We start from the raw sequence: 19,849 nt of genomic DNA, 5'->3' as shown, positions 1-19,849 counted from the left end.
CGACGGCGACAACGCCGAACGCGCAAACGATTATACACCACTGACTGGCGCACCGGGCGCGCCAGAGCGGAGCCCCAATGAGAACGCTTGGTATCGATATCGGCGGCAGCGGCATCAAAGGCGCGATCGTGGAAACCCACAGCGGCAAATTGATCGCCGAGCGCTACCGTCTGCCCACCCCGCAGCCGTCCAAACCGAAAGCGGTGGCGCGCACCGTCGCCGAGATCGTCGCGCATTTCGAATGGCGCGGCCCGATCGGCTGCACCTTTCCGGCGATCGTGCATCACGGCGTCATCCTCAGCGCGGCCAATGTGCACAAAGCGTGGATCGGCGCCGACTGCCGCCGCGTGCTGCGCGAGGCGATCAAGCAACCGGTCACGGTGACAAACGACGCCGACGCGGCCGGAGTCGCCGAGATGAAATTCGGCGCCGGCAAGGGCAAGCATGGCCTCGTGATTATGATCACGCTGGGCACCGGCATCGGCGGCGCGATATTCTACAACGGCGTGCTGGTGCCCAACGCGGAACTGGGCCACCTGCAAATCAGGGGCGTGGACGCCGAGGCGCGCGCGGCCGCGCGCGTGCGCACGGAGGAGAACCTAAGCTGGAAGCGTTATGCCCGCCGGCTCAACGAATACCTGTCATACGTTGAGTTTTTGTTCACGCCTGACTTGTTCATCATCGGGGGCGGCATCAGCGCCGATCACCGCAAGTTCCTGCCACTGCTATCACTGCGGACCAAAGTCGTGCCAGCCCGACTGCGTAACGACGCCGGCATCATTGGCGCTGGCATGATGGCACTCGGCCCCCGTCGGCGCACCTAGCGCCGTCGCATTACGCGCAGGGAGCGGTCGCTCGACCACGGCGCGTACGGCGCCATAGTGATCGCGGCCAGTTGCAGCAGCACGGAATCGTAGTTGACGCGCCAGCCCCTGAAGCTGCGCCAGGCCGCCTCGCTATCGTCTACCAACGGAACGCCGGCCGCCGCCATCTCCGCCCAGGCCGCGTCGAACTCCTGCCGGCTGATGCTGATCGGATCATCGACTTCAGGCGACGCATGATGCGGCGGAAGGAAGACGTCCGCGATGCGGCGCAGCGCGAGGTAACCGGCACGAATACACAGGTCGGCCTGCGGGTCGTGCGGCATGGCGACGACCGCGTTCACCAGTGCGGCGGCATCCAGCACCGCGCCGGCCGCCGTCACCCACGAATGGTCAGGCTGCGGGGAACGGAAGAACGCCAGCGCCGCCAGCGACGTGTGGCTCTCCTCGATATCGGCAAACCACGCCTCCCAGGACGCCCAGACCGAATTCAGCGCACCCAGCCCGTGGATGCGATTGTAGCGACTGATCATCTCCGGCGCCGAGGGCGGCGATCCGGCGCGTACTTCCAGCATGGTCACAGCCGCCTCGCGGCGCGCGAACGCCGAGTACATCGTTGGCAGATATGAAATGAGCACCGCGACAAGCATCAAGCCGATCGCCGCTTCCCCGAAGACCACGAGCAGGCTGGCGGCATTGGGCGGCTGCACGAAGCCCAGCGTAAACAGAGACGAGCCGCTCAGCGCCAGCGCAGCACCGATGTCGTCGGCGCCGAGCGCCCAGTACGCTAGCGCAAACGCGACCCAGATCAGCACGATCCAGGAAGCCAGCAGCGCCAGCAGCGTCACGGGCGCGAAAAATGCCATGGCGCGATCGCGAACTTCATACGTGAGCGCGCGCGACGCGCGCCGATCAAATACCGACCGCCACCATCGAAAGACAAAGCGCGTGATCGGATCGGTCACGCTGCGCGGAAGGATAAACGTGGCAATCATGGAGCGCAATGTGGCTCCGATGACGAACGCGCCGGCGCAAAACGCCAGCAGGCGCACCAATAGTTGAACGGCGGTTTCGATGGACATGGCCAATGGTCTCGGACGGATTCGGAGTCGGCAGGCAGATATTACCACAGCGAAGATCACTCGCGCAAAGCGTCGATGTAGTTGGGTGCAGTGCAGTTCTGGGGCGCAGAGAAGCCAGGAGATGGCTAACACCACGGCATGCCCGCGTGGGGGCGCACATGCCCAAGCCCGCGTAGGGGCGCATGGCCATGCGCCCGCATCCAGCGATGTTGCCTCTGGACTCCCGCTTTCGCGGGAGTGACGATGTGGACGGCTGAATGGTCGTGCGCCCAATCTCGCCCCCAATCTGAAATACACCCGATATAGTTGCGGCAGCAATTCTCATTTTGGCCTGGCCCCTTCTCCCCCGCGCACGGGGGAGAAGGGGAAAAGTGAATGGGGAGGGCAGCATTACTTACTCGTCGAATCGGTTTGCGTGATAAACACCTGAGCACCAGCGCATGACAAGCCGCCATTGGAAAGTACCCGTCCAATGCCAAATTGAGAATTGCTGTAGTTGCGGCACACCACTTGGCAGTTATGCAAGGGCATCCTATAATGAGAAGTCGAACAGCCGTTCCAATCACAGGCGCGCCGGGCATCCAGGGGGCAGCATGAGCGAATTCAAAGTCATATCCGATTTCCAGCCAACCGGCGACCAGCCGCCGGCCATACAAAAGTTGACCGACGGCATACGCCAGGGCTTCCGGCACCAGACGCTGCTGGGCGCCACCGGCACCGGCAAGACCTTCGTGATGGCGAAGCTGATCGAGGCGATTCAGCGGCCGACGCTCATTATTGCCCACAATAAGACGCTGGCGGCGCAATTGTACTCGGAGTTCCGCGAGTTTTTTCCGCAAAACGCCGTCGAGTATTTTGTATCGTACTACGACTACTACCAGCCCGAAGCCTACGTCCCGCAGCACGACCTCTATATTGAGAAGGACGCCAGCATCAACGACGAGATCGACCGGCTGCGCCTGGCGGCCACATCGTCGCTGTTTTCACGTCGCGATGTCGTGATTGTTGCGTCCGTGTCATGCATCTACGGTCTCGGCTCGCCGGAGGACTACGGCAAGGTCGTCCTGTCGCTCAAGCGCGGCGAGGTGCGCCGCCGCGACAACGTGTTGCGCCACCTGGTCGAGGTGCACTACGAGCGCAACGACCTGCAGTTGTCGCGTGGCAAGTTCCGTGTGCGCGGCGACACCCTGGAAATTCAGCCCGCCTACGAAGAACTGGCATACCGTGTCGAGTTCTGGGGCGACGAGGTCGAGCGCATCGTCGAGATCGACCCGCTGACCGGCGAGCTCATCGTCGAGAAGGCGCAGATCGACATCTACCCCGCCAAGCACTTCATCACGCCGCAGGAAAAACTCGCCCAGGCGATCCAGGCGATCGAGGCTGAACTGGACGAGCGGCTCAAGGAGCTCAAATCAGCCGGCAAACTGCTGGAGGCCCAGCGTCTTGAACAACGCACGAAGTACGACGTCGAGATGATGCGCGAGGTCGGCTACTGTTCCGGTATTGAGAACTACTCGCGGCATCTGTCGCAGCGCGCACCGGGCAGCGCCGGCTGGACTCTGCTCGACTACTTCCCGGATGACTTTCTGACGATCATCGACGAAAGCCACATGAGCGTACCGCAGATCCATGGCATGTACAACGGCGACCGCGCCCGCAAGGAAGTGCTGGTGGATTACGGCTTCCGGCTGCCGTCCGCAATGGACAACCGCCCGCTCAAGTTCGAGGAGTTCGAGCGCAGGGTATATCAGACCGTCTACGTGTCGGCCACGCCCGGCCCCTACGAGCTCAAACAATCGCAGCAGGTGATCGAACAGATCATCCGCCCGACCGGCCTGATCGATCCGGAAGTGATCATCCGGCCGATCAAGGGACAGGTCGACGATCTGGTCGGCGAGGCGCGCGTACGCATCAGCCGGCACGAGCGCGTGCTGGTCACAACGCTGACCAAGAAGATGGCCGAAGATCTGGCTGACTACCTGGCCGAGCTCGGTATCAAGGTCCACTACCTGCACTCCGAGATACAGACATTCGAACGTGTCGAGATTCTGCGCGATCTGCGTCTTGGCACGTACGACGTCGTGGTCGGTATCAATCTGCTGCGCGAAGGACTCGACCTGCCGGAGGTCTCGTTAGTGGCCATCCTCGATGCCGACAAGGAGGGCTTCCTGCGCAGCGAGAGCTCGTTGATCCAGACGATGGGTCGCGCGGCGCGGCACGCCAACGGACAGGTCATCATGTATGCCGACAAGGTGACCGACTCGATGAAGCGCGCGATTGACGAGGTGACGCGTCGCCGTGTGAAGCAGGTCGCTTATAATGAGGCGCACCATATCACGCCACAGAGCATCGTCAAAGCGGTCCACGACCTGACGGAGCGGGTCAAAACGGTTGCGGAAGCCAAGCCAACATACGGCACGCGCCCCGAGATACCGCGCGACGAAGCCGCCCGGCTCATCAAGGAGTTGGAAAAGCAGATGAAGACGGCCGCGCAGAACCTCGAATTCGAGAAGGCGGCGCTGCTGCGCGACCAGATCATCGATCTGCGCAAACTGAACGAGGACGACAAGCTGCCGGAATGGGAGCGCCTCCGCAAGCAGGCACGCGAATTCGAGCTGGCCGAGGCGAAGCGCACGCAAACGCGATGATGCTACCCACTCCGCGCCGCCGCTTCGCCAGCCGCGCATTCTGGTATGCGCTGAGCACATTCACACACGCCATCGGCCGCCTCTGGCGCAACCCGACACAGTATGAGCCGGTCGTCGAGCATGTGGATGTGCCGATCGCCGGGCTGCCAGGCGCATTCGACGGGCTTAAGATCGCCCACATGAGCGACTTTCACGCCGGCCCGCATGTCTACGCCGAGACGCTGCGCCGTGCGGCCGAGCGGACGCTGAGTTTGGGCGCCGACCTGATCGCGCTGACCGGCGATTTCGTCCACCGGTCGATCAAGTATATGCCGGCCTGTGCCGACGCGCTCGGCATCTTGCGCGCGCCGCTCGGCGTGCACGTCGTGCTGGGTAATCATGACTACTGGAGCGACGTGCGAGTTGTGGCGCGGCAACTCCGCCGCGTCGGCCTGCATCCGATGCACAACGAAGCGCGCCAGTTAAGGCACGGCGACCATGCGCTTTACGTCATCGGCGTGGATGACGTGCGCTTTCGTCGTGCGGACTTGTCGCGGGCGTTGGACGGTGTGCCCGATGGCGCGTTCAAGGTCATGCTCGTGCACGAACCGGATTTCGCCGACTTTGCCGCGCCGGGCATCGCGCTCCAGTTGTCCGGTCATTCGCACGGCGGTCAGATCCGGCTGCCGCGCATCGGCGCGTTGTTGCTGCCTTCGCTGGGCCGCAAATACCCGGCCGGCCTGCAGCAGACCGCGCACGGCATGTGGGTCTACACCACGCGCGGCGTCGGCGTGGCCATGCCCCCGCTCCGCTACCACTGCCCGCCGGAAATCAGCCTGCTCACACTGCGCCAGTCCGGCGGCTAGCGCACATCCCATGACGGAGGAATCAGCATGAATATCGCAATCGTTACGCTGCCGTGGCAGCTCGGCTCGCGAGAAGTCGGGCACGGGCGCGGGACGGAAGCCATTCTTGGCGCCGGCCTGGCCGCGCAACTGCAAGCCAAAGGCCATCAGGTCGGCGATGCCACGCGCGCCGAGCTGTCGGCGGACGAAGCGCGTCTGTACGGCGCCTGGCTGAAGGCCGGTCTGGCCAACGGCCACCTGGCCGACGGCATCGCCACGCAGCGCAAGGCGGGACAGTTCGTCGTCGCGCTCGAATCCGACTGCACGGGGGCCGTTGGCGCGCTGGGGGGCATCCGGCGCAGCGGCGTGAAGCGGATCGGCATGATCTGGATTGATGCGCATGCCGACTTCAATACGACCGAGACGTCGCTCAGCGGCATGCTGGGCGGCATGCCGGTCGCCATTGCGGCCGGCCTGTGCCTGGAGCGACTGCGCAAGCAGTCGGGACTGGACGAGCCGATCCGGCCTTCCGACGTAATCATGGTCGGGCTGCGCGATGTCGACCCGCTGGAGATGGACCTGCTCAAGGCGCACGGGGTTGAGATGGTGGACGCCGACCCGGACGCCGTGCGGAGCACCGTCGCGCGGCTGTCGCAGCGCGTGGATGCCATCTACGTCCACACCGACTGGGACGTGCTGGATCCGAAATACATTCCGACGGCCGGGCTGCCCGTGCCAAACGGCCCGAGCCTGACCGATCTGGCGCGCATCGTCAGCGTGGCCGCCGCCGATCCCAAGGCCGTCATGGTCGGCTTTGCCGCCTTCAACGCCGACCGGGACCCGGACGGCACCGTTGCGCGCAACCTGGCGAGCGTAGTGTCCGACTCGTTGTAAGTCAGATCGATTGAACCGAGAGCGCGGAGACGCAAGTTTCCGCGCTTGGCTGAGCAAATTGCCGTCGCGAAATAACTTTGTATTCGCCCCGCTTTCGGCTATAATTTCATGTCGGCGCTTGCGCCGCAACTCCCTGCCAAAAGGATTCGCGATGAACCAACGCAGTCCCAGGGCGCTCATTGCCGTGCTATTGCTGGCGGCTGCGGCCCTCTGGGTTGACCTCGATTTCAGCCACGGCGAATGGTACAAGAGCCTGCTATTCTGGCGCCCGGCCGAAAGCCGGGACCTGAAGGTGGTGCTCGGCCTCGATCTGCAGGGCGGCCAGGAAGTGCTGCTGCAACCGGATCCCGGTCCCGGCCAGATCATCAAGAGCGATGACATCGTGGCGGCGATCGTCGTCATCACAAAGCGCATCAACGCACTTGGCGTGGCCGAGGCGCTGATCCAGAAAGTGGGTCTCGACCGGATTGCGGTTCAACTACCCGGCGTGAAGGACCCCGATCAGGCGATCAAGACCTTTGGACAGACCGGCTTGCTGGAGTTCATCGACACCGGCGAAGTGTCGGTGCCGGAAGGCACGCTGGTCACGACGACCGGGTTCTCCGGCTCGGCGGACAGCGGCACACCGGCCGCATCAGCGACGAGCGCGCCGACGACACCGGCCACGCGCGCGCCAACGCTTTCGCCTACCGGTGCCGCGACAACTCCGCTGTCCGGCACAACCGGCGTAACTGCCACGGCGTCGGTCACGCCATCGGCGCCGCTCAGCCCAACGCTTCCGCTGACGCAGACGCCAGCCCTCGGCCCCTACCGCACGATCATGACTGGCATCCACATTGAATCCGCTCAGGTCGGTTTTGACCAGACGACCAACGAGCCGATCGTGCAGTTCACGCTCAAATCAGACGGCGCGCGCATCTTCGCCGACTACACGTCGAAGAACGTTGGCCGTTATCTGACCATCGTGCTGGACAAGCGCGTCATCTCGTCGCCGCGCATCCAGTCGGCCATCCTGCAGGGTTCCGGCCAGATTTCCGGCAACTTCACGCGCGACTCGGCGGAGTCTCTCTCCGTCCAGATTCGCTACGGCGCGCTGCCAGTCCCGCTCAAGATACTGTCGAGCCGCACGGTCGGGCCGACGCTGGGCCAGGACAGTATCAACAAAAGCCTGCTCGCCGGACTGATCGGCATCGGCGCGGTTGTAATCTTCATGCTGCTGTACTACCGCCTACCAGGATTGCTGGCCAATTTGGCGCTCATCCTGTACGGCGGACTGGTGTTCGCCATCTTCAAACTGCTGCCCGTGACGCTGACGCTGGCGGGTATTGCCGGCTTCGTGTTGTCGATCGGCATGGCCGTAGACGCGAACGTGCTCATCTTCGAGCGCATGAAAGAGGAGTTGCGCGCCGGCCGTTCGCTGCGCTCCGCGATGCGGGCCGGCTTCGAGCGCGCATGGCTCTCCATCCGCGACTCGAACATCTCCAGCCTGATCACCTGCGCCATCCTGTTCTGGTTCGGCTCCAACTTCGGCGCGAGCATCGTGGCCGGGTTTGCGCTGACGCTGGCGATCGGCATCCTGGTCTCGCTGTTCACGGCCATCTTCGTCACGCGCACGCTGATGAACTTCGTGATCGACAGCGAGCTGGTCAAGAACCTGTGGTGGTACGGCGTTGGCAGCAGCAACGAGCCGGGCGCCTAAGGCGGGAACCGCCAATCGACTTCGAGGCTAAACATGATTGACATTGTATCCAAACGATACTGGTTCTTCGCCGTATCGCTGCTCGTCATCCTGCCGGGGCTGTACTCGCTGGCAACGGCCGGGCTGAAGCTGTCCATCGCGTTCACCAGCGGATCGCTGCTGGAGCTGCGAGTGAACAGCGTGACCAACCAGACGCTCGCAGTCGCCGATGTGCGCCGGATTGCCGGCGAGCGAATCAGCAGCGACGCGGTCATCCAGATCGGCGGCGCCGACACTATCATCATCCGCAGCAAGCCGATGAAACAGGACGATAAGGTTGCGCTCGTCGTTGATCTCGAGGCCATGTATGGCAAAACCACCGAATTGAGCTTCGAAACCGTCGGGGCGGAGGTCAGCCAGGAAGTCACGGGCGCCGCAGTCAATGCCGTCATACTGGCGTCGCTGGCGATCCTGGCGTGGATTACCGTGGCTTTCTACCGGGTGCCCAAGCCTTATCGCTACGGCGTGGCAGCCATTATCGCGATGCTGCACGACGTGGCGGTTGTGATCGGCATGGCCTCCATCCTGGGGCAGTTGTTCAACTTCGAGATCGATGCGCTCTTCCTGACCGCTCTGCTGACGGTCATCGGCTTCTCCGTGCACGATACCATCGTCGTGTTCGACCGCATTCGCGAGAACGTCGTGCGCCATCGCGGCATGGCGTATGAGTCGATCGTCAATCACAGCATCGTGCAGACGCTGGACCGTTCGATCAACACCACGCTGACCGTCCTGCTGACCCTGTTTGCGCTCTGGCTTTTCGGCGGCATCACCATTCGCAACTTCGTGCTGACCCTGCTGCTCGGCATCTTCAGCGGCTCGTATTCCTCGATCTTCAACGCCGCGCAGATCCTGGTGGCGTGGGAAAGCGGCGAGGTGGGGCGCTTCTTCCGCCGCCTGCGCGGACAAGCGACCGCCTAGATTCAGGCCAGTAGCCAAACGGGAGAGCACGAATGCTCTCCCGTTTTTTGTTGCCCGCGCGATGCCGTGTGGTATCATCATAGCCGGGGAACTTGTTCACAGGCGTAGACGTCTAATGACTGAACGACCATGGATGCGTGCTGTCGTGTTTGACGGAGTACTCGCCGTGCGCGATGTGCCGCGACCGGTACCCGGCGACGGCGAAGCGCTCGTGCGCGTGCGGCTGGCGGGTATCTGCAACACGGATATCGAGATCACGCGCGGCTACGCCGATTTTTGCGGCATCCTGGGACATGAATTCGTCGGCACGGCCGAAACCGGTTCGCTGGCGGGTCGCCGGGTCGTGGGCGAGATCAACTTCGCCTGCGGGCACTGTGCGATGTGCATGCAGGGGCGGCGTTCCCATTGCTTGAGCCGCCGCGTGCTGGGTATCCGGCACGCCGACGGTGCGATGGCCGAATGGTTGAGCATACCCGCCGAGAACCTGCACGCCGTGCCGGACGAGGTCACGGATCGGCAGGCCGTGTTCACGGAGCCGCTGGCCGCCGCGCTGGAGGTGCTCGAGGGCGCGCACGTGCGCCCCAGTGAACGCGTGCTGGTGCTGGGCGACGGCAAGCTCGGTCAACTCGCGGCGCGGGTCGTGGCGCTAACCGGCGGCGATGTGACGCTGGTTGGCCGGCACACAACGAAACTGGCGCTGGCCGCGTCGTGCGGTATAGGAACGTGCACGGAGGCAGACGCCGATCGGCTGACCGGCGCCGACCTGGTCGTAGACTGCACGGGCAGCGCGGCAGGCTTCCAGTTGGCGGCGCGGCTGGTCCGCGCGCAGGGTCGCATCGTGCTGAAGAGCACGTTCCATGGAGAGCAGTCCGTGGCGCTGACGCCAATTGCGGTCAACGAGGTTACGGTCATCGGCTCGCGCTGCGGACCGTTTGCCGCCGCACTGCGCCTGCTCAGCCGCCGGCTGGTCGATGTCGAGTCGCTCATCTCCGACACCATGCCGTTGAGCGCGGGAATCGCGGCCTTCGACCGCGCTCAGTCGAGCGGCGTGCTCAAGATACTGCTTGCCGTGGATGCGTAGCGTGTTGCGATTGAGAGCCGCCGGGTGTATCCTCTGGGTTGGCGCACTCATGCTCGGCGTTTTGGCATGCGGAAACGGCACGGCCGAGCCGGCGCCAGCGGCCAACGTGCAACCCACGGTTGCGGCTTCGGCCGGCGCATCGCGAGCGCCCGACGCGACGCCCACCGACGGAGCCGCACCGGCAAGCGGCGAATTGGCAGCCGCCATCGCGCGCACACGGGCGACCGGAATCTACCGGATGAGCGCCGAGATCGTGACCAGCGCAAGCTCCGGTGAAACGACGAAGACCGACGTCTTTGTTCGCTACGAGGCGGAATTCCGGGACGGGGCAAGCCGTATGGTATTCGATCGCGGCGCGTTCAACGACTTGATTGGCGGCGGCAAGCGCATCGAAATCGTCAACAAGGACCGACGGTCGTACCTGCGCGGCAGCACTTTGTACGGTACCGTCGAACCGGATCGGTGGTATTCGCTGTCCGAGGGCGCCCTTCTGCCGCCGCCCTTTGACGGATGGCAACTGCTATCCGCTACCCGCGCCGACAGCAGCCGCATGCGGTTCGCCGGCAATATCGCGATGGACGGTATGACGTGCGCGGCGCGCACTGCTTCATTCATCGGCGACGGCACGGCGCTTATCGAACTGTCGGTGCGCGGCGCAAACGGCGATTTCAGCCGCGTCGATCAGGCGGATGTCCGCCTCGTTTTGTGCCCGGACGGATTTGTGCACGCATTGGACTTCACGGTATCGGCGCACATTCCGGATGCACCCTCCGAACGGACGGCAACCGCCATCGCACTGCGCTATTACGACTTCAATGCCGCAGACATCATCGTCTCTGCGCCAGCCGGCGCTGTCGAGGTTCAATGAACACTCCAACACAGTTTGTCGTACACGTCGCACAATTCTGCGTCACGGCTGCCCTGATTCTGTCGCTGCTCGGTTGCGACTCGCCGGCGACCGTGCCGCCCGGCGCGCCGGTTAATGTAACGCCGGCGGCATCCGCCACTAACCCGGCGCCGACGAGCGCCGGCGCGGCGCCCACGGCGACCGTCGGCCCGCGCGTCGTCGATACCCCGGTGCCAACGGCGCCGCCCGCATGCACGGCGCCCGGCATCATCGAACCGGTATCGTTCACGTCGCTGCCCGGCACGGTGAGCGAGCCGGATGGCATCGCGTGGCTTGCCGGTCGCGTCTATGTGACGGGGCGACTGACCGGCAATCTCGGCGTCATCGAGGGTGACGCGCTGGCGCAAGTTGGGCCGCTGGCGCCGATACCCACCGTCATCGTTGCAGATGGCCGGCAAAACCGCCTGTATGCGGTGGTCAACAACGAGCAGTCGATCGCGGTGCTGGATGGCACGCAAGTACGCGCCACGATTACGCTCAGCAACTCGGAGCTGTCGACTTACCACCGGATCAGCGCCCTCGCGTTGGATCCGGCGCGCCAACGACTGCTGGCCGTCGTCGACGGCACCATTGCGTCGGTCGCGATGATCGACACGCAGACATTGGCGGTATCGCGGTGGTACCCGCTGGCGGGATATCGCAGTTCACTGCGCATCGCGCTCGACCCGTCCGGCGCAACAGTGTACCTGGCGAACTCCAGGAGCATCGAGACGCTCGACCTGGATTCCGGGCGCATCGTGAATACCGTCGCGCTGCCGGACTACTCCTACAGTTTCTTCGCGTACGACGCACCAACCCGTCAGTTCATCGTGGACCAGCAGCCCGGAGAGAACGATCTGGCGGCGATGGTTGACGGGCAGTTCACAGCGCACGTTTCGGTTGGGGCGCATGCCACCGCGCCCCTGATATCCGGGCGGCGTCTGTATATGGCGGCGGGCATCAGCAATACGGTGAACGTCGTCGATCTGGATACGTTCCGCCTGATCGCGACGATTCCGGTTGGGCTTACGCCGCACGCGCTCACGGCCGACTCAACCGGTTCCTACGTCTACGTGTCGACCGGTCGGTCCTATGCCCAGGTCTATGTGATCGACACGCGCACCAACGCCGTCGTCAAGGTCATTCCACTTTCGGCCCAGCCCAAGCAACTCATCGCCGACGAAACGCGGAACCGTTTATACGCGCTGATGCCGTCATCTTCGGAGGTGCTCGTCACCGATGGTCGCCGCGTGCTGAGCGCCATCCCGATCGAGCGCTCCGCCGGGCTGATGGCGCTGGACGAAAGCACCGGGCGTCTGTATGTCACGGATTTGCAGTCGAACAACCTGATCGCCGTTGACGCGGTTGCGGGGCGCGTGATAACCCGGCGGAATGTGCCGATGCAAGATCAGTTGAGTGCCGTCGCCGTCGATCCCGTCACGCAACGGGTATTCGCCAATGACCGCGCCTTCGCGCTGGCCGATCTGTCGCCATCCGGGGCGTTTTCAATCACGAGCTATGCGCTGATCGGGACGAGCCTGCCGCCTTACCGCCTGGTCGCCGATCCGGTCGGCGCGCACTTGTATGCACTGGCGGATAACGGGACGCCGGGCTCGAACGGCGGCACCATTATCTACACGATCGACAGCCGGACGCTGAAGGTTGACAGCCAATTCGGGCAGCGCAATGTGACCGCCTTAACGTTGGACAGCACGGCGCAGCGCGTATATTGGACCACGATGCACCCCATTGAGGGCGTCAGCCGCTTGAATGTAGCCGACACCCAGCCGCGCAACTACCGGGCAGAACTGACACTGGCGTCGCTGGGGCGCGCACTTGAGATCAACCGGCGAACGAGCCATCTGTTCGTCGCGCGCGCCTCCAGCGTCACGCCGCCGCGCGCGGCCGCACTCGATGTGCTGGACACGCGCACGCTCGGCGCCGCGGCATCGCTACCGCTCGACGCCGACCCCGTTGCCATGGCGATTCTCGGCGACCGGGTCTTCATTGCGCATTCTGCGGGCCGCACCCAGACCGTCGCCCGCGACTGCGCGACCGCCGTGCCTGCCGGCCCGACCACCACGCCCACGCCGACGGAATACCCTTCGCCCACCCCGGCGCCAACGGCGACGGTGGCGCCCACCACGGCACCGCGACCGACGCCAACCGTCGCGGCGAGCACAGCGTGCAGCATGCCGGTTGCGCGGTGGGTACAGAATCGCGGCAACCAGGATTTTGATCTGCGCGCGAATCTCGGCTGCCCGAGCGAGCCATCGCACACCGTCCAGTTGGGGCGGCAGTCGTTCCAGAAAGGCGTCATGGTCTGGCGCGCCGACAATCGCAAGATCTATGTGATCTACAATAACAACAGTTGGGCGGTCTACGACGACACGTGGGACGCGAGCCAGCCGGAAGGCGGCACCGAGAACCCGCCGCCCGGCCTGCGCGCGCCCAAGCGCGGCTTCGGCAAGCTATGGCGAGAGCGGCTTGGCAGCGCAGACGGTTCGCTGGGCTGGGCCATCGTGGATGAGCGCGCGCTGAACGGCGACGTGCAAACGTTTGATAAGGGACTGGCACTGAGCGATGAAACGTCGGCCGTATGGTTACTCGTTTCGGGAGGCCGCTGGCGCTAGGTCGTTCGGCGCTCAGTCAGCCCGAACCAGCGCAGCAACGCATCGCCGGATCGATGGTTTGCCGGCAACATGGCGCGCATGCCGGTGTGATGACGGCGCCTGTCACAGAGTGGGAGGCAACATGAGCGCGTGGCCGCAGTGGCTGTACCGCCTCACATCGTTGGCATGCGGCCTGGCACTGCTGCTGGCGATGCTGGGTTGCGATGAGGCCAGGACGCCGGCACCCGCCGGTTCGGACAGCTCGCCGGCCGCGCCAGCGGCTCAATCTGCTGCCCCGCCCGCTCAAGTCACGACGCCAGGCGCGGCGGGGGCCGGCACCTTCACCACACCGGCTGCGGCGACTACTTGCACCGTCCCGGCCTTCTCCGAACAGATCGCCCTCACATCGCTGCCCGGCACCGTGCGCTATCCGCGTTGGCTGGCGATGCTCAATGACCGTCTCTACGTGACCAACCGGGTGAGCAACAGCCTCGCCGTGGTGGAAGCCGAGAAGCTGACGCAGATCGTCCCGCTAAACGCCGCCCCGAGCCTGATCACGGCGGACGAGCGAGCCGGACGGCTGTATGTGATGAACGAGAACGAGCGGAGCATCTCGCTGCTGGAAGGCACGCAACTGCGCGCGACGCTGCCGATCTCAAATCCGCGCCTGGCAAGTTACCAGCAGTTTGGCGGCATGGCGCTGGATGCGGTCCGCAATCGGCTCTATGCGGTGGTCACCGGCGACGGCAGTGCGATTGCGGTGATCGACACGCAGCGCTTCACCATCACGCGCTGGATTGCGCTCACCGGCTGGCGCACGGCAACCCGGCTCGGCCTCGACCCGTCCGGCCAGGAGCTCTACCTCGCGGGCTACGACCGCATCGAGGTCATCGATCTAGCATTGGGCGTCGTCGTGCGCGCCGTGCCGCTGCCGACATCATCGTACAGCGTGTTTGCACTCGATCCGCAGACCGGGCGCGTGTTCGTGGACCAGTATGACAACGGAGAGTATATCGCGGTCGTCGAGAACGGGCAGGTTGTCACCCGCATACCGGTCGGCGCGTCCGCCAACAGCGCGCTCGTCGTCGGGCGACGACTGTACGTGTCGGCGAGCTCCAGCAGCACGGTCAGCGTGATCGACATCGACTCGCTGCGCACGCTCGCCACGGTGTCGGTCGGATCGCAGCCGGCCGCGCTCGCATCCGATGCACGCGGCGAAAAGGTGTACGTTGCCATCGAAGGTGCGTACGGACGTGAAGCCGGCCGCATCGACGTCATCGACACGCGCACGCTTGCGGTGGTAAGGCTGATACCGCTGATGGCACAGCCAACCCAACTGCTGGCCGACGAAACACGCGGCCGGCTGTACGCGCTGATGCCGTCCTCCAGCGAATTGCTGATTAGCGACGGGCGGCGCGTGCTTGCCTCGGTGCCGCTGGAGCGCTCACCGGCTCAGATGGCGCTTGACGAACAAGCCGGGCGGATCTACGTCAGCGACTGGGAAACCGGCGCAGTGACCGTTATTGATGCAGCCAATGCGCGTGTGTTGGAGCGTCGGGCACTGGCCAAACCATACCGCACCGCGATTGCGGTTGACGCGCAAAACCGGCGCCTGATCGTCAACAACCGCGCCTTCGCGCTGGACACACTGGCGCCCGCCGGCGGCTTCACATTGACCGGCTACACGATGGCGTACGGAGACGGAATCACTCCCAGTTGGCTGCTGGCCAATCCGGCTTCGGCGCGCATCTACGCAATCGCTTCCAACGGGGTGCCGGGATCCAATGGCGGCCTCATACTGTACGGCATCGACAGTCTGGCGCTGCGGCAGGTCGTTATGTCTGGCGAGCGCAACGTTGCAGGCGTCGCACTGGACAGCGCCTCCGATTCCATCTTCGTGGCCGCCAATCACCCGATGGCCGGGACGACGAAGCTGTTCAACTTCCGCGCCGCCAACCTCGCGCCGATCAGCGCCTTGCCGGCGCCGACGCGCATCAGTGCGCTCGCCATCAACCCGCGCACGCGCCACCTCTTCGTCGCGTACGGAGACAGCTATTTCAGCGCGGCGCCGCCGAATCCGCTGGCAAACCAGATTGATGTGCTCGACGCCCGCACACTGGGCCGCGTGGCGACCATCCCGGTCAGCGCTGACCCGTCCGTTATGGCCGTGCTGGGCGACAGGCTCTTCATCGCTCACGCCAGCGGCCGGACGCTCACGGTCATCCATGACTGCGTCGGTTCGCCGCCGCCGGCGCCAACACCCACGCTGACTCCGACCCCCTACCCGACGCTGCCCCCGGTTGCGACGCAGCCGCCGACCCCGACGCCATCGCCAACGCCACGCCAGGCGCCCACTGCAATCAGCACGCCTACGCCCGTCGCTAGCTGTCCGTTACCGATGGCGTCGTGGGTGCGTGCAGCCGACGACTCGACGTTTGATATTCAAGCGAATCTCGGCTGTCCGGCCGGGCCGCCGAGTCCGCTGCGCCTGGCGAAGCAGGCGTTCCAGAACGGGGCAATGGTCTGGCGGGAAGACACGCGCACGATATATGTCATTCTCGACAGTGGAACGTGGTTGCTTTTCAACGATACATGGGATGCCGGCCAGCCCGAAGGTGGCACCGAGCGACCTCCCGCGTCCGAACTGCGCGCCCCCAAGCGCGGTTTCGGCAAGGTCTGGCGCGAGCAACTGGGCGGCGCAACCGCCGCACTGGGATGGGCGGTGGAAGACGAACGCGCGGTCAGCGGCGAAGTGCAGATGTTCGAGCGCGGTCAGGCGCTGCGTGAGGGCACTGGCGCGGCATACCGGCTTATGAACAGCGGATCGTGGAAATAGCCGAGATCGAAGGCGTGGTTACGAGCGATTGTCCAGCGCCGTCACAAGCGCCGGCAGCGCCTCAGCCACATTACGGCGAATGACCACGTCCGCGTACGGGTCGAGGTACGTCTCGGAGAGGTTGACGATGATCGCTCGAGCACCGTTGCGCAAGGCTGTTTCCGGCCAGCTGGCAGCCGGATGCACCTCAAGCGATGAACCGGCCACCAGGATCACGTCACAGCGTTGCAGTTCTGCGTAGACTTCGCGAAGCACCGCTCCCGGCAGCAGTTCGCCGAACAACACGACGTTGGGCTTGAGCAGCCCGCCGCACAAGGCACAGTACGGCACGTCGCCCTGCTCGATGATGCGCCGGATGGGCTCGTCGTCACGGTAGATCTGCCCGCACGACAGGCAGACCAGTTCCTGCGCCGTGCCATGCACCTCCAGCACGCGTCGCGAACCGGCGCGCTGCTGCAAGCCGTCAATATTCTGGGTGATGACGGCGCGCAGGACGTCGCGCTGCTCCAGATCGGCCAGCGCGCGATTCGCCGGATTGGGGTTGGCGCTGTGCAGTGACTTCAGCAGCGGGCCGCGCCACGCGTAGTATGCGCGCGGGTCACGCATGAAGGCGTCGATCGATGCAACTCGGGCCGGATCGGTGCGCGTCCACAGGCCGCTGCCCGGCGTGCGGAAGTCGGGGATGCCCGACGCCGTCGACATGCCGGCGCCGGTCAGCGCCACCACATGCCGCGCGCGGCCCAGCAACTCGGCCGCGCGCGCAATCTCACTCTGCTCCGGCACGTCTACGAACCGCCGGCCGCCTTGTTCAACAAGGCGCGCACGCGCCCGGCGATGATCTCCGGGTCGGCCGGCTTGGCCAGGTAGTCGTCGGCGCCCGCCATCAGGCTATAGGTGCGATCCGCCTCATGCCCCTTGGCCGTCAGCACCAGAATGGGAATGTGCGCGGTCGTTGGGATCTCTTTCAGGCGCAGGCAGGCTTCAAAGCCGGCCATCACCGGCATCATAATATCCATGACGATCACATCCGGCTGGTCGCTCTGTGCGCGGTCGAGCCCCTCCAGCCCATTGGATGCCGTGACAACCTCAAAACCCTCTTGCTGCAGCGTAAACTCCACAAGTCGCCGGGAGCTTGGATCATCCTCCACGATCAGGACCTTAGCCACGGGTGTTACCTCCTGGATTTGGCGTATCTACCGGAATGGTGAACCAGAAACAACTGCCGGCGCCCAGCGTGCTTTCGACGCAGATTCGCCCGCCATGCGCTTCGACAATCTGGCGGGTGATATACAGGCCGAGTCCGGTGCCGCCAAGGCGCGGCATGGACGGCTGCCCGACCTGAAAGAAACGCTCAAACAGGTGCGGCAGCGCATCCGCTGGAATGCCGATGCCGGTGTCGGTAACTGACACGCGCAATTCGCCGGGTGATTCGATGCCGGCGCCGATGGTGACGCGTCCATGTTCCGCCGTGAACTTGATGGCATTACCCACCAGGTTGACCAGTGCCTGCGTCAGACGGCGCGCATCGGCGCGCACCCTGGGCAGACCGCCCGGCACGTCGGTTTTAAGCAGGATTCGCCGCTCGCCTGCCAGCGATTGGAAGCGCGCCACCACCTGGCTCGCTATCGCAGACGTGTCGACCGACTCGAAGTCCATTTCGATTGGCCGCCCGGCATCGAGCCGCGAGAGATCGAGCAGGTCGTTCACGATCTGGGCCAGGTGGTCGGTCTGCTGGCTGACGATGGACAGGAATTCGCGGCGCGTCTTATCGTCGGTGACCTTATCGTTCGTCAGCAGCTTGACGAAGCCGCGAATCGAAAACAGCGGCGTACGCAACTCGTGCGAGACGGTCGAAATGAAATCGGATTTTAGCTGATCCAGTTCGCGCTCGCGGGTCACATCGTGGACGACCACGACGTGACCCGCCCAACCGGCCGTCGCGCTTGGCACCGGCGACGCAAAAACTTCAAACGCTTTCTTCAGCGGCTCGCCGGTCTGCACCGAGCGCTCCGCTACGGCGTCGTGGCCGTCGAGCGGCAGATCCAGGCCAAACTGATTGACCGGATACGGCACATCGCGCACCAGTTGGCCGGTGAGTTGGCTCGCGGGCACGCGCACCATGTCGATCAACGCCGGATTGACGTTAGCGATGCGCCCGTCGCCATCCAGCAGCATGACGCCGTCAACCATATGGTTGAGAATCGCCTCGATGCGTCGTTTTTCCGCGCGCATGGCATCAAACAGGCGGGCGCGGCTGATCGCTACGGACGCCTGGTGGCCGAGCGACACCACCAATCGCTGTGTGTCACCGTCGAATGCGTTGATGCTGGCACTGTCAACGCTCAGGGTGCCCATGACCCGGTCATCAACCATGAGCGGCACGACAATCAGCGACCGCACGCCGGTGCCGTGATCGATGAAATCCGGATCGCGCAGGGTGTCGAGCGCCACCTGGGGCGTCTTGCGCGCCAACGCGCGCCCGGCGATGCCGGAACCGGCGCGCATGGCCAGCGAGTGCGGCGCCTGCCCTCGCCCCTGCTTGCGCGACGCCGCGCGCGGGTCCAGCACCTCGCCGCGCAGCAGATGGATGACCGCTTTGCCCGCGCTGGGCACGGCCAGCGTGATCTGCTCGACCGCCATCTGTAGCACTTCATCCACCGACAGGTTCTGCGCCAGCGCCTGGGTCACGCGAAAGACCGCATTTGAGGCGCGCAGGCGGCTCTCGGTCTTCTCGAACAGCCGCGCATTGACAATCGCGATCGCGGCGTGATTGGCCAATAACGTCGCCAGCGTCACCGCTTCGTCGCTGAATTGCGTCGGGCGATCGTTGAGCGCGTATAGCAGGCCGATCGACTCGTCCTGGATGATGAGCGGCACGCAGATCCACGCCTGCGCCGCAACCGGCAGCGGACCCGCCAGCGGCTCGCCGCTGTCATTGACCACATGCGGCTTCTGCGTGCGCATGACGTGCGCGCCAATGCCGTCCCAGAGGCTGCGGCGAAACAACTCGTCCGCCTCGGCGTCGGGCACCGCGTGCGCCGGGTGCGGGTGCAGCGTCAACTCGCCGGTATCCGCGTCGCGAATTACAATCAGCGCCTCGGCGGTGCCGACCAATTCGCACGTCGCCGCCACAATCGCGTCAAGCGTCTCCTGAACATTGAGCGAGGCGGCCACCATGGCCGTAATGCGCTGAAATGTTATCAGGCGCTCCGTATCGCGCGCAGATGACAGGCGGGCATTGTCCGGGGCGGTGGTCATAGGTATCGTAGGTGCCGCAGGATGCGAACCGGGCGGAGCGCAATGGTAATGCGCCGGCCCATGATGACCATATTCTACCCACATGGCGAAGTGATTGCAAGTCGTATCCAGCAATTCTCAATTTGGCTTTGTACGGGTACTTTCCAATGCCGCTTGCGATGCGCTGGCTCTCAGGCGCTTGTCACGCAAGCTGGCCCGCCGAAAAAGTGGCGCTGCCCTCCCCCCCGACCCCCTCCCAACTTCGTTGG

The 19,849-nt window shown here is 64.6% G+C and carries 14 protein-coding genes; 10 read left to right on the top strand and 4 right to left on the bottom strand.

What is annotated here, in order from left to right:
• Window positions 1-77: 77 nt before the first annotated feature.
• Window positions 78-824 carry an ROK family protein gene (locus tag HZB53_09385; protein ID MBI5877851.1) on the top strand — a complete coding sequence of 249 codons (747 nt, stop codon included), beginning with the start codon at window positions 78-80 and terminating at the stop codon, window positions 822-824.
• Here the strand turns inward: HZB53_09385 and HZB53_09380 are convergent.
• Entirely contained in the window at window positions 821-1,897 is a 1,077-nt protein-coding gene (locus HZB53_09380) for a hypothetical protein (protein MBI5877850.1), read from the bottom strand. The two genes, HZB53_09385 and HZB53_09380, sit on opposite strands and share 4 nt — an antisense overlap.
• Window positions 1,898-2,496: 599 nt before the next feature.
• Here HZB53_09380 and uvrB point away from each other — a divergent pair.
• The 9 genes from uvrB (at window position 2,497) to HZB53_09335 (ending at window position 16,343) form a co-directional block, all read left to right on the top strand.
• Window positions 2,497-4,551 (top strand): excinuclease ABC subunit UvrB, encoded by a 2,055-nt coding sequence (gene uvrB / locus HZB53_09375; protein ID MBI5877849.1) that lies wholly within the window; start codon window positions 2,497-2,499, stop codon window positions 4,549-4,551.
• Window positions 4,548-5,396 carry a metallophosphoesterase gene (locus HZB53_09370; GenBank protein ID MBI5877848.1) on the top strand — a complete coding sequence of 283 codons (849 nt, stop codon included), beginning with the start codon at window positions 4,548-4,550 and terminating at the stop codon, window positions 5,394-5,396. Before uvrB ends, HZB53_09370 begins: the two co-directional genes overlap by 4 nt.
• Before the next feature lie 27 nt (window positions 5,397-5,423).
• Complete coding sequence (locus HZB53_09365; protein MBI5877847.1) at window positions 5,424-6,269, top strand: arginase family protein; 846 nt, start codon at window positions 5,424-5,426, stop codon at window positions 6,267-6,269.
• A gap of 151 nt (window positions 6,270-6,420) precedes the next feature.
• Complete coding sequence (gene secD, locus HZB53_09360; GenBank protein ID MBI5877846.1) at window positions 6,421-7,968, top strand: protein translocase subunit SecD; 1,548 nt, start codon at window positions 6,421-6,423, stop codon at window positions 7,966-7,968.
• 33 nt (window positions 7,969-8,001) lie between these two features.
• On the top strand, window positions 8,002-8,928 hold the full coding sequence (gene secF, locus HZB53_09355; protein MBI5877845.1) for a protein translocase subunit SecF: 927 nt from the start codon (window positions 8,002-8,004) through the stop codon (window positions 8,926-8,928).
• Between the two features lie 133 nt (window positions 8,929-9,061).
• On the top strand, window positions 9,062-10,009 hold the full coding sequence (locus HZB53_09350; protein ID MBI5877844.1) for an alcohol dehydrogenase catalytic domain-containing protein: 948 nt from the start codon (window positions 9,062-9,064) through the stop codon (window positions 10,007-10,009).
• 238 nt (window positions 10,010-10,247) lie between these two features.
• Window positions 10,248-10,877, top strand: a complete 630-nt coding sequence (locus HZB53_09345) for a hypothetical protein (GenBank protein ID MBI5877843.1) — start codon at window positions 10,248-10,250, stop codon at window positions 10,875-10,877.
• Window positions 10,874-13,528 carry a hypothetical protein gene (locus HZB53_09340; GenBank protein MBI5877842.1) on the top strand — a complete coding sequence of 885 codons (2,655 nt, stop codon included), beginning with the start codon at window positions 10,874-10,876 and terminating at the stop codon, window positions 13,526-13,528. Before HZB53_09345 ends, HZB53_09340 begins: the two co-directional genes overlap by 4 nt.
• A 121-nt stretch (window positions 13,529-13,649) precedes the next feature.
• Complete coding sequence (locus HZB53_09335; protein MBI5877841.1) at window positions 13,650-16,343, top strand: hypothetical protein; 2,694 nt, start codon at window positions 13,650-13,652, stop codon at window positions 16,341-16,343.
• 18 nt (window positions 16,344-16,361) lie between these two features.
• Here the strand turns inward: HZB53_09335 and HZB53_09330 are convergent, their stop codons facing one another.
• Genes HZB53_09330 through HZB53_09320 form a run of 3 tightly spaced genes read right to left on the bottom strand, consistent with a single transcriptional unit; the run spans window position 16,362 to window position 19,601 of the window.
• Entirely contained in the window at window positions 16,362-17,126 is a 765-nt protein-coding gene (locus HZB53_09330) for an NAD-dependent deacylase (protein MBI5877840.1), read from the bottom strand.
• Window positions 17,127-17,128: 2 nt separating this feature from the next.
• Window positions 17,129-17,509, bottom strand: coding sequence for a response regulator (locus tag HZB53_09325; protein ID MBI5877839.1), 381 nt, complete (start codon window positions 17,507-17,509; stop codon window positions 17,129-17,131).
• Window positions 17,502-19,601, bottom strand: a complete 2,100-nt coding sequence (locus HZB53_09320) for a GAF domain-containing protein (GenBank protein MBI5877838.1) — start codon at window positions 19,599-19,601, stop codon at window positions 17,502-17,504. The genes HZB53_09325 and HZB53_09320 overlap by 8 nt, the downstream gene beginning before the upstream one ends.
• Between the last annotated feature and the right edge of the window lie 248 nt (window positions 19,602-19,849).

The organism is Chloroflexota bacterium (assembly GCA_016235055.1).
GTDB lineage: Bacteria > Chloroflexota > Anaerolineae > JACRMK01 > JACRMK01 > JACRMK01.
Note: the sequence above shows the minus strand (reverse complement) of the source record. Positions and strands in the feature narration are given on the sequence as shown.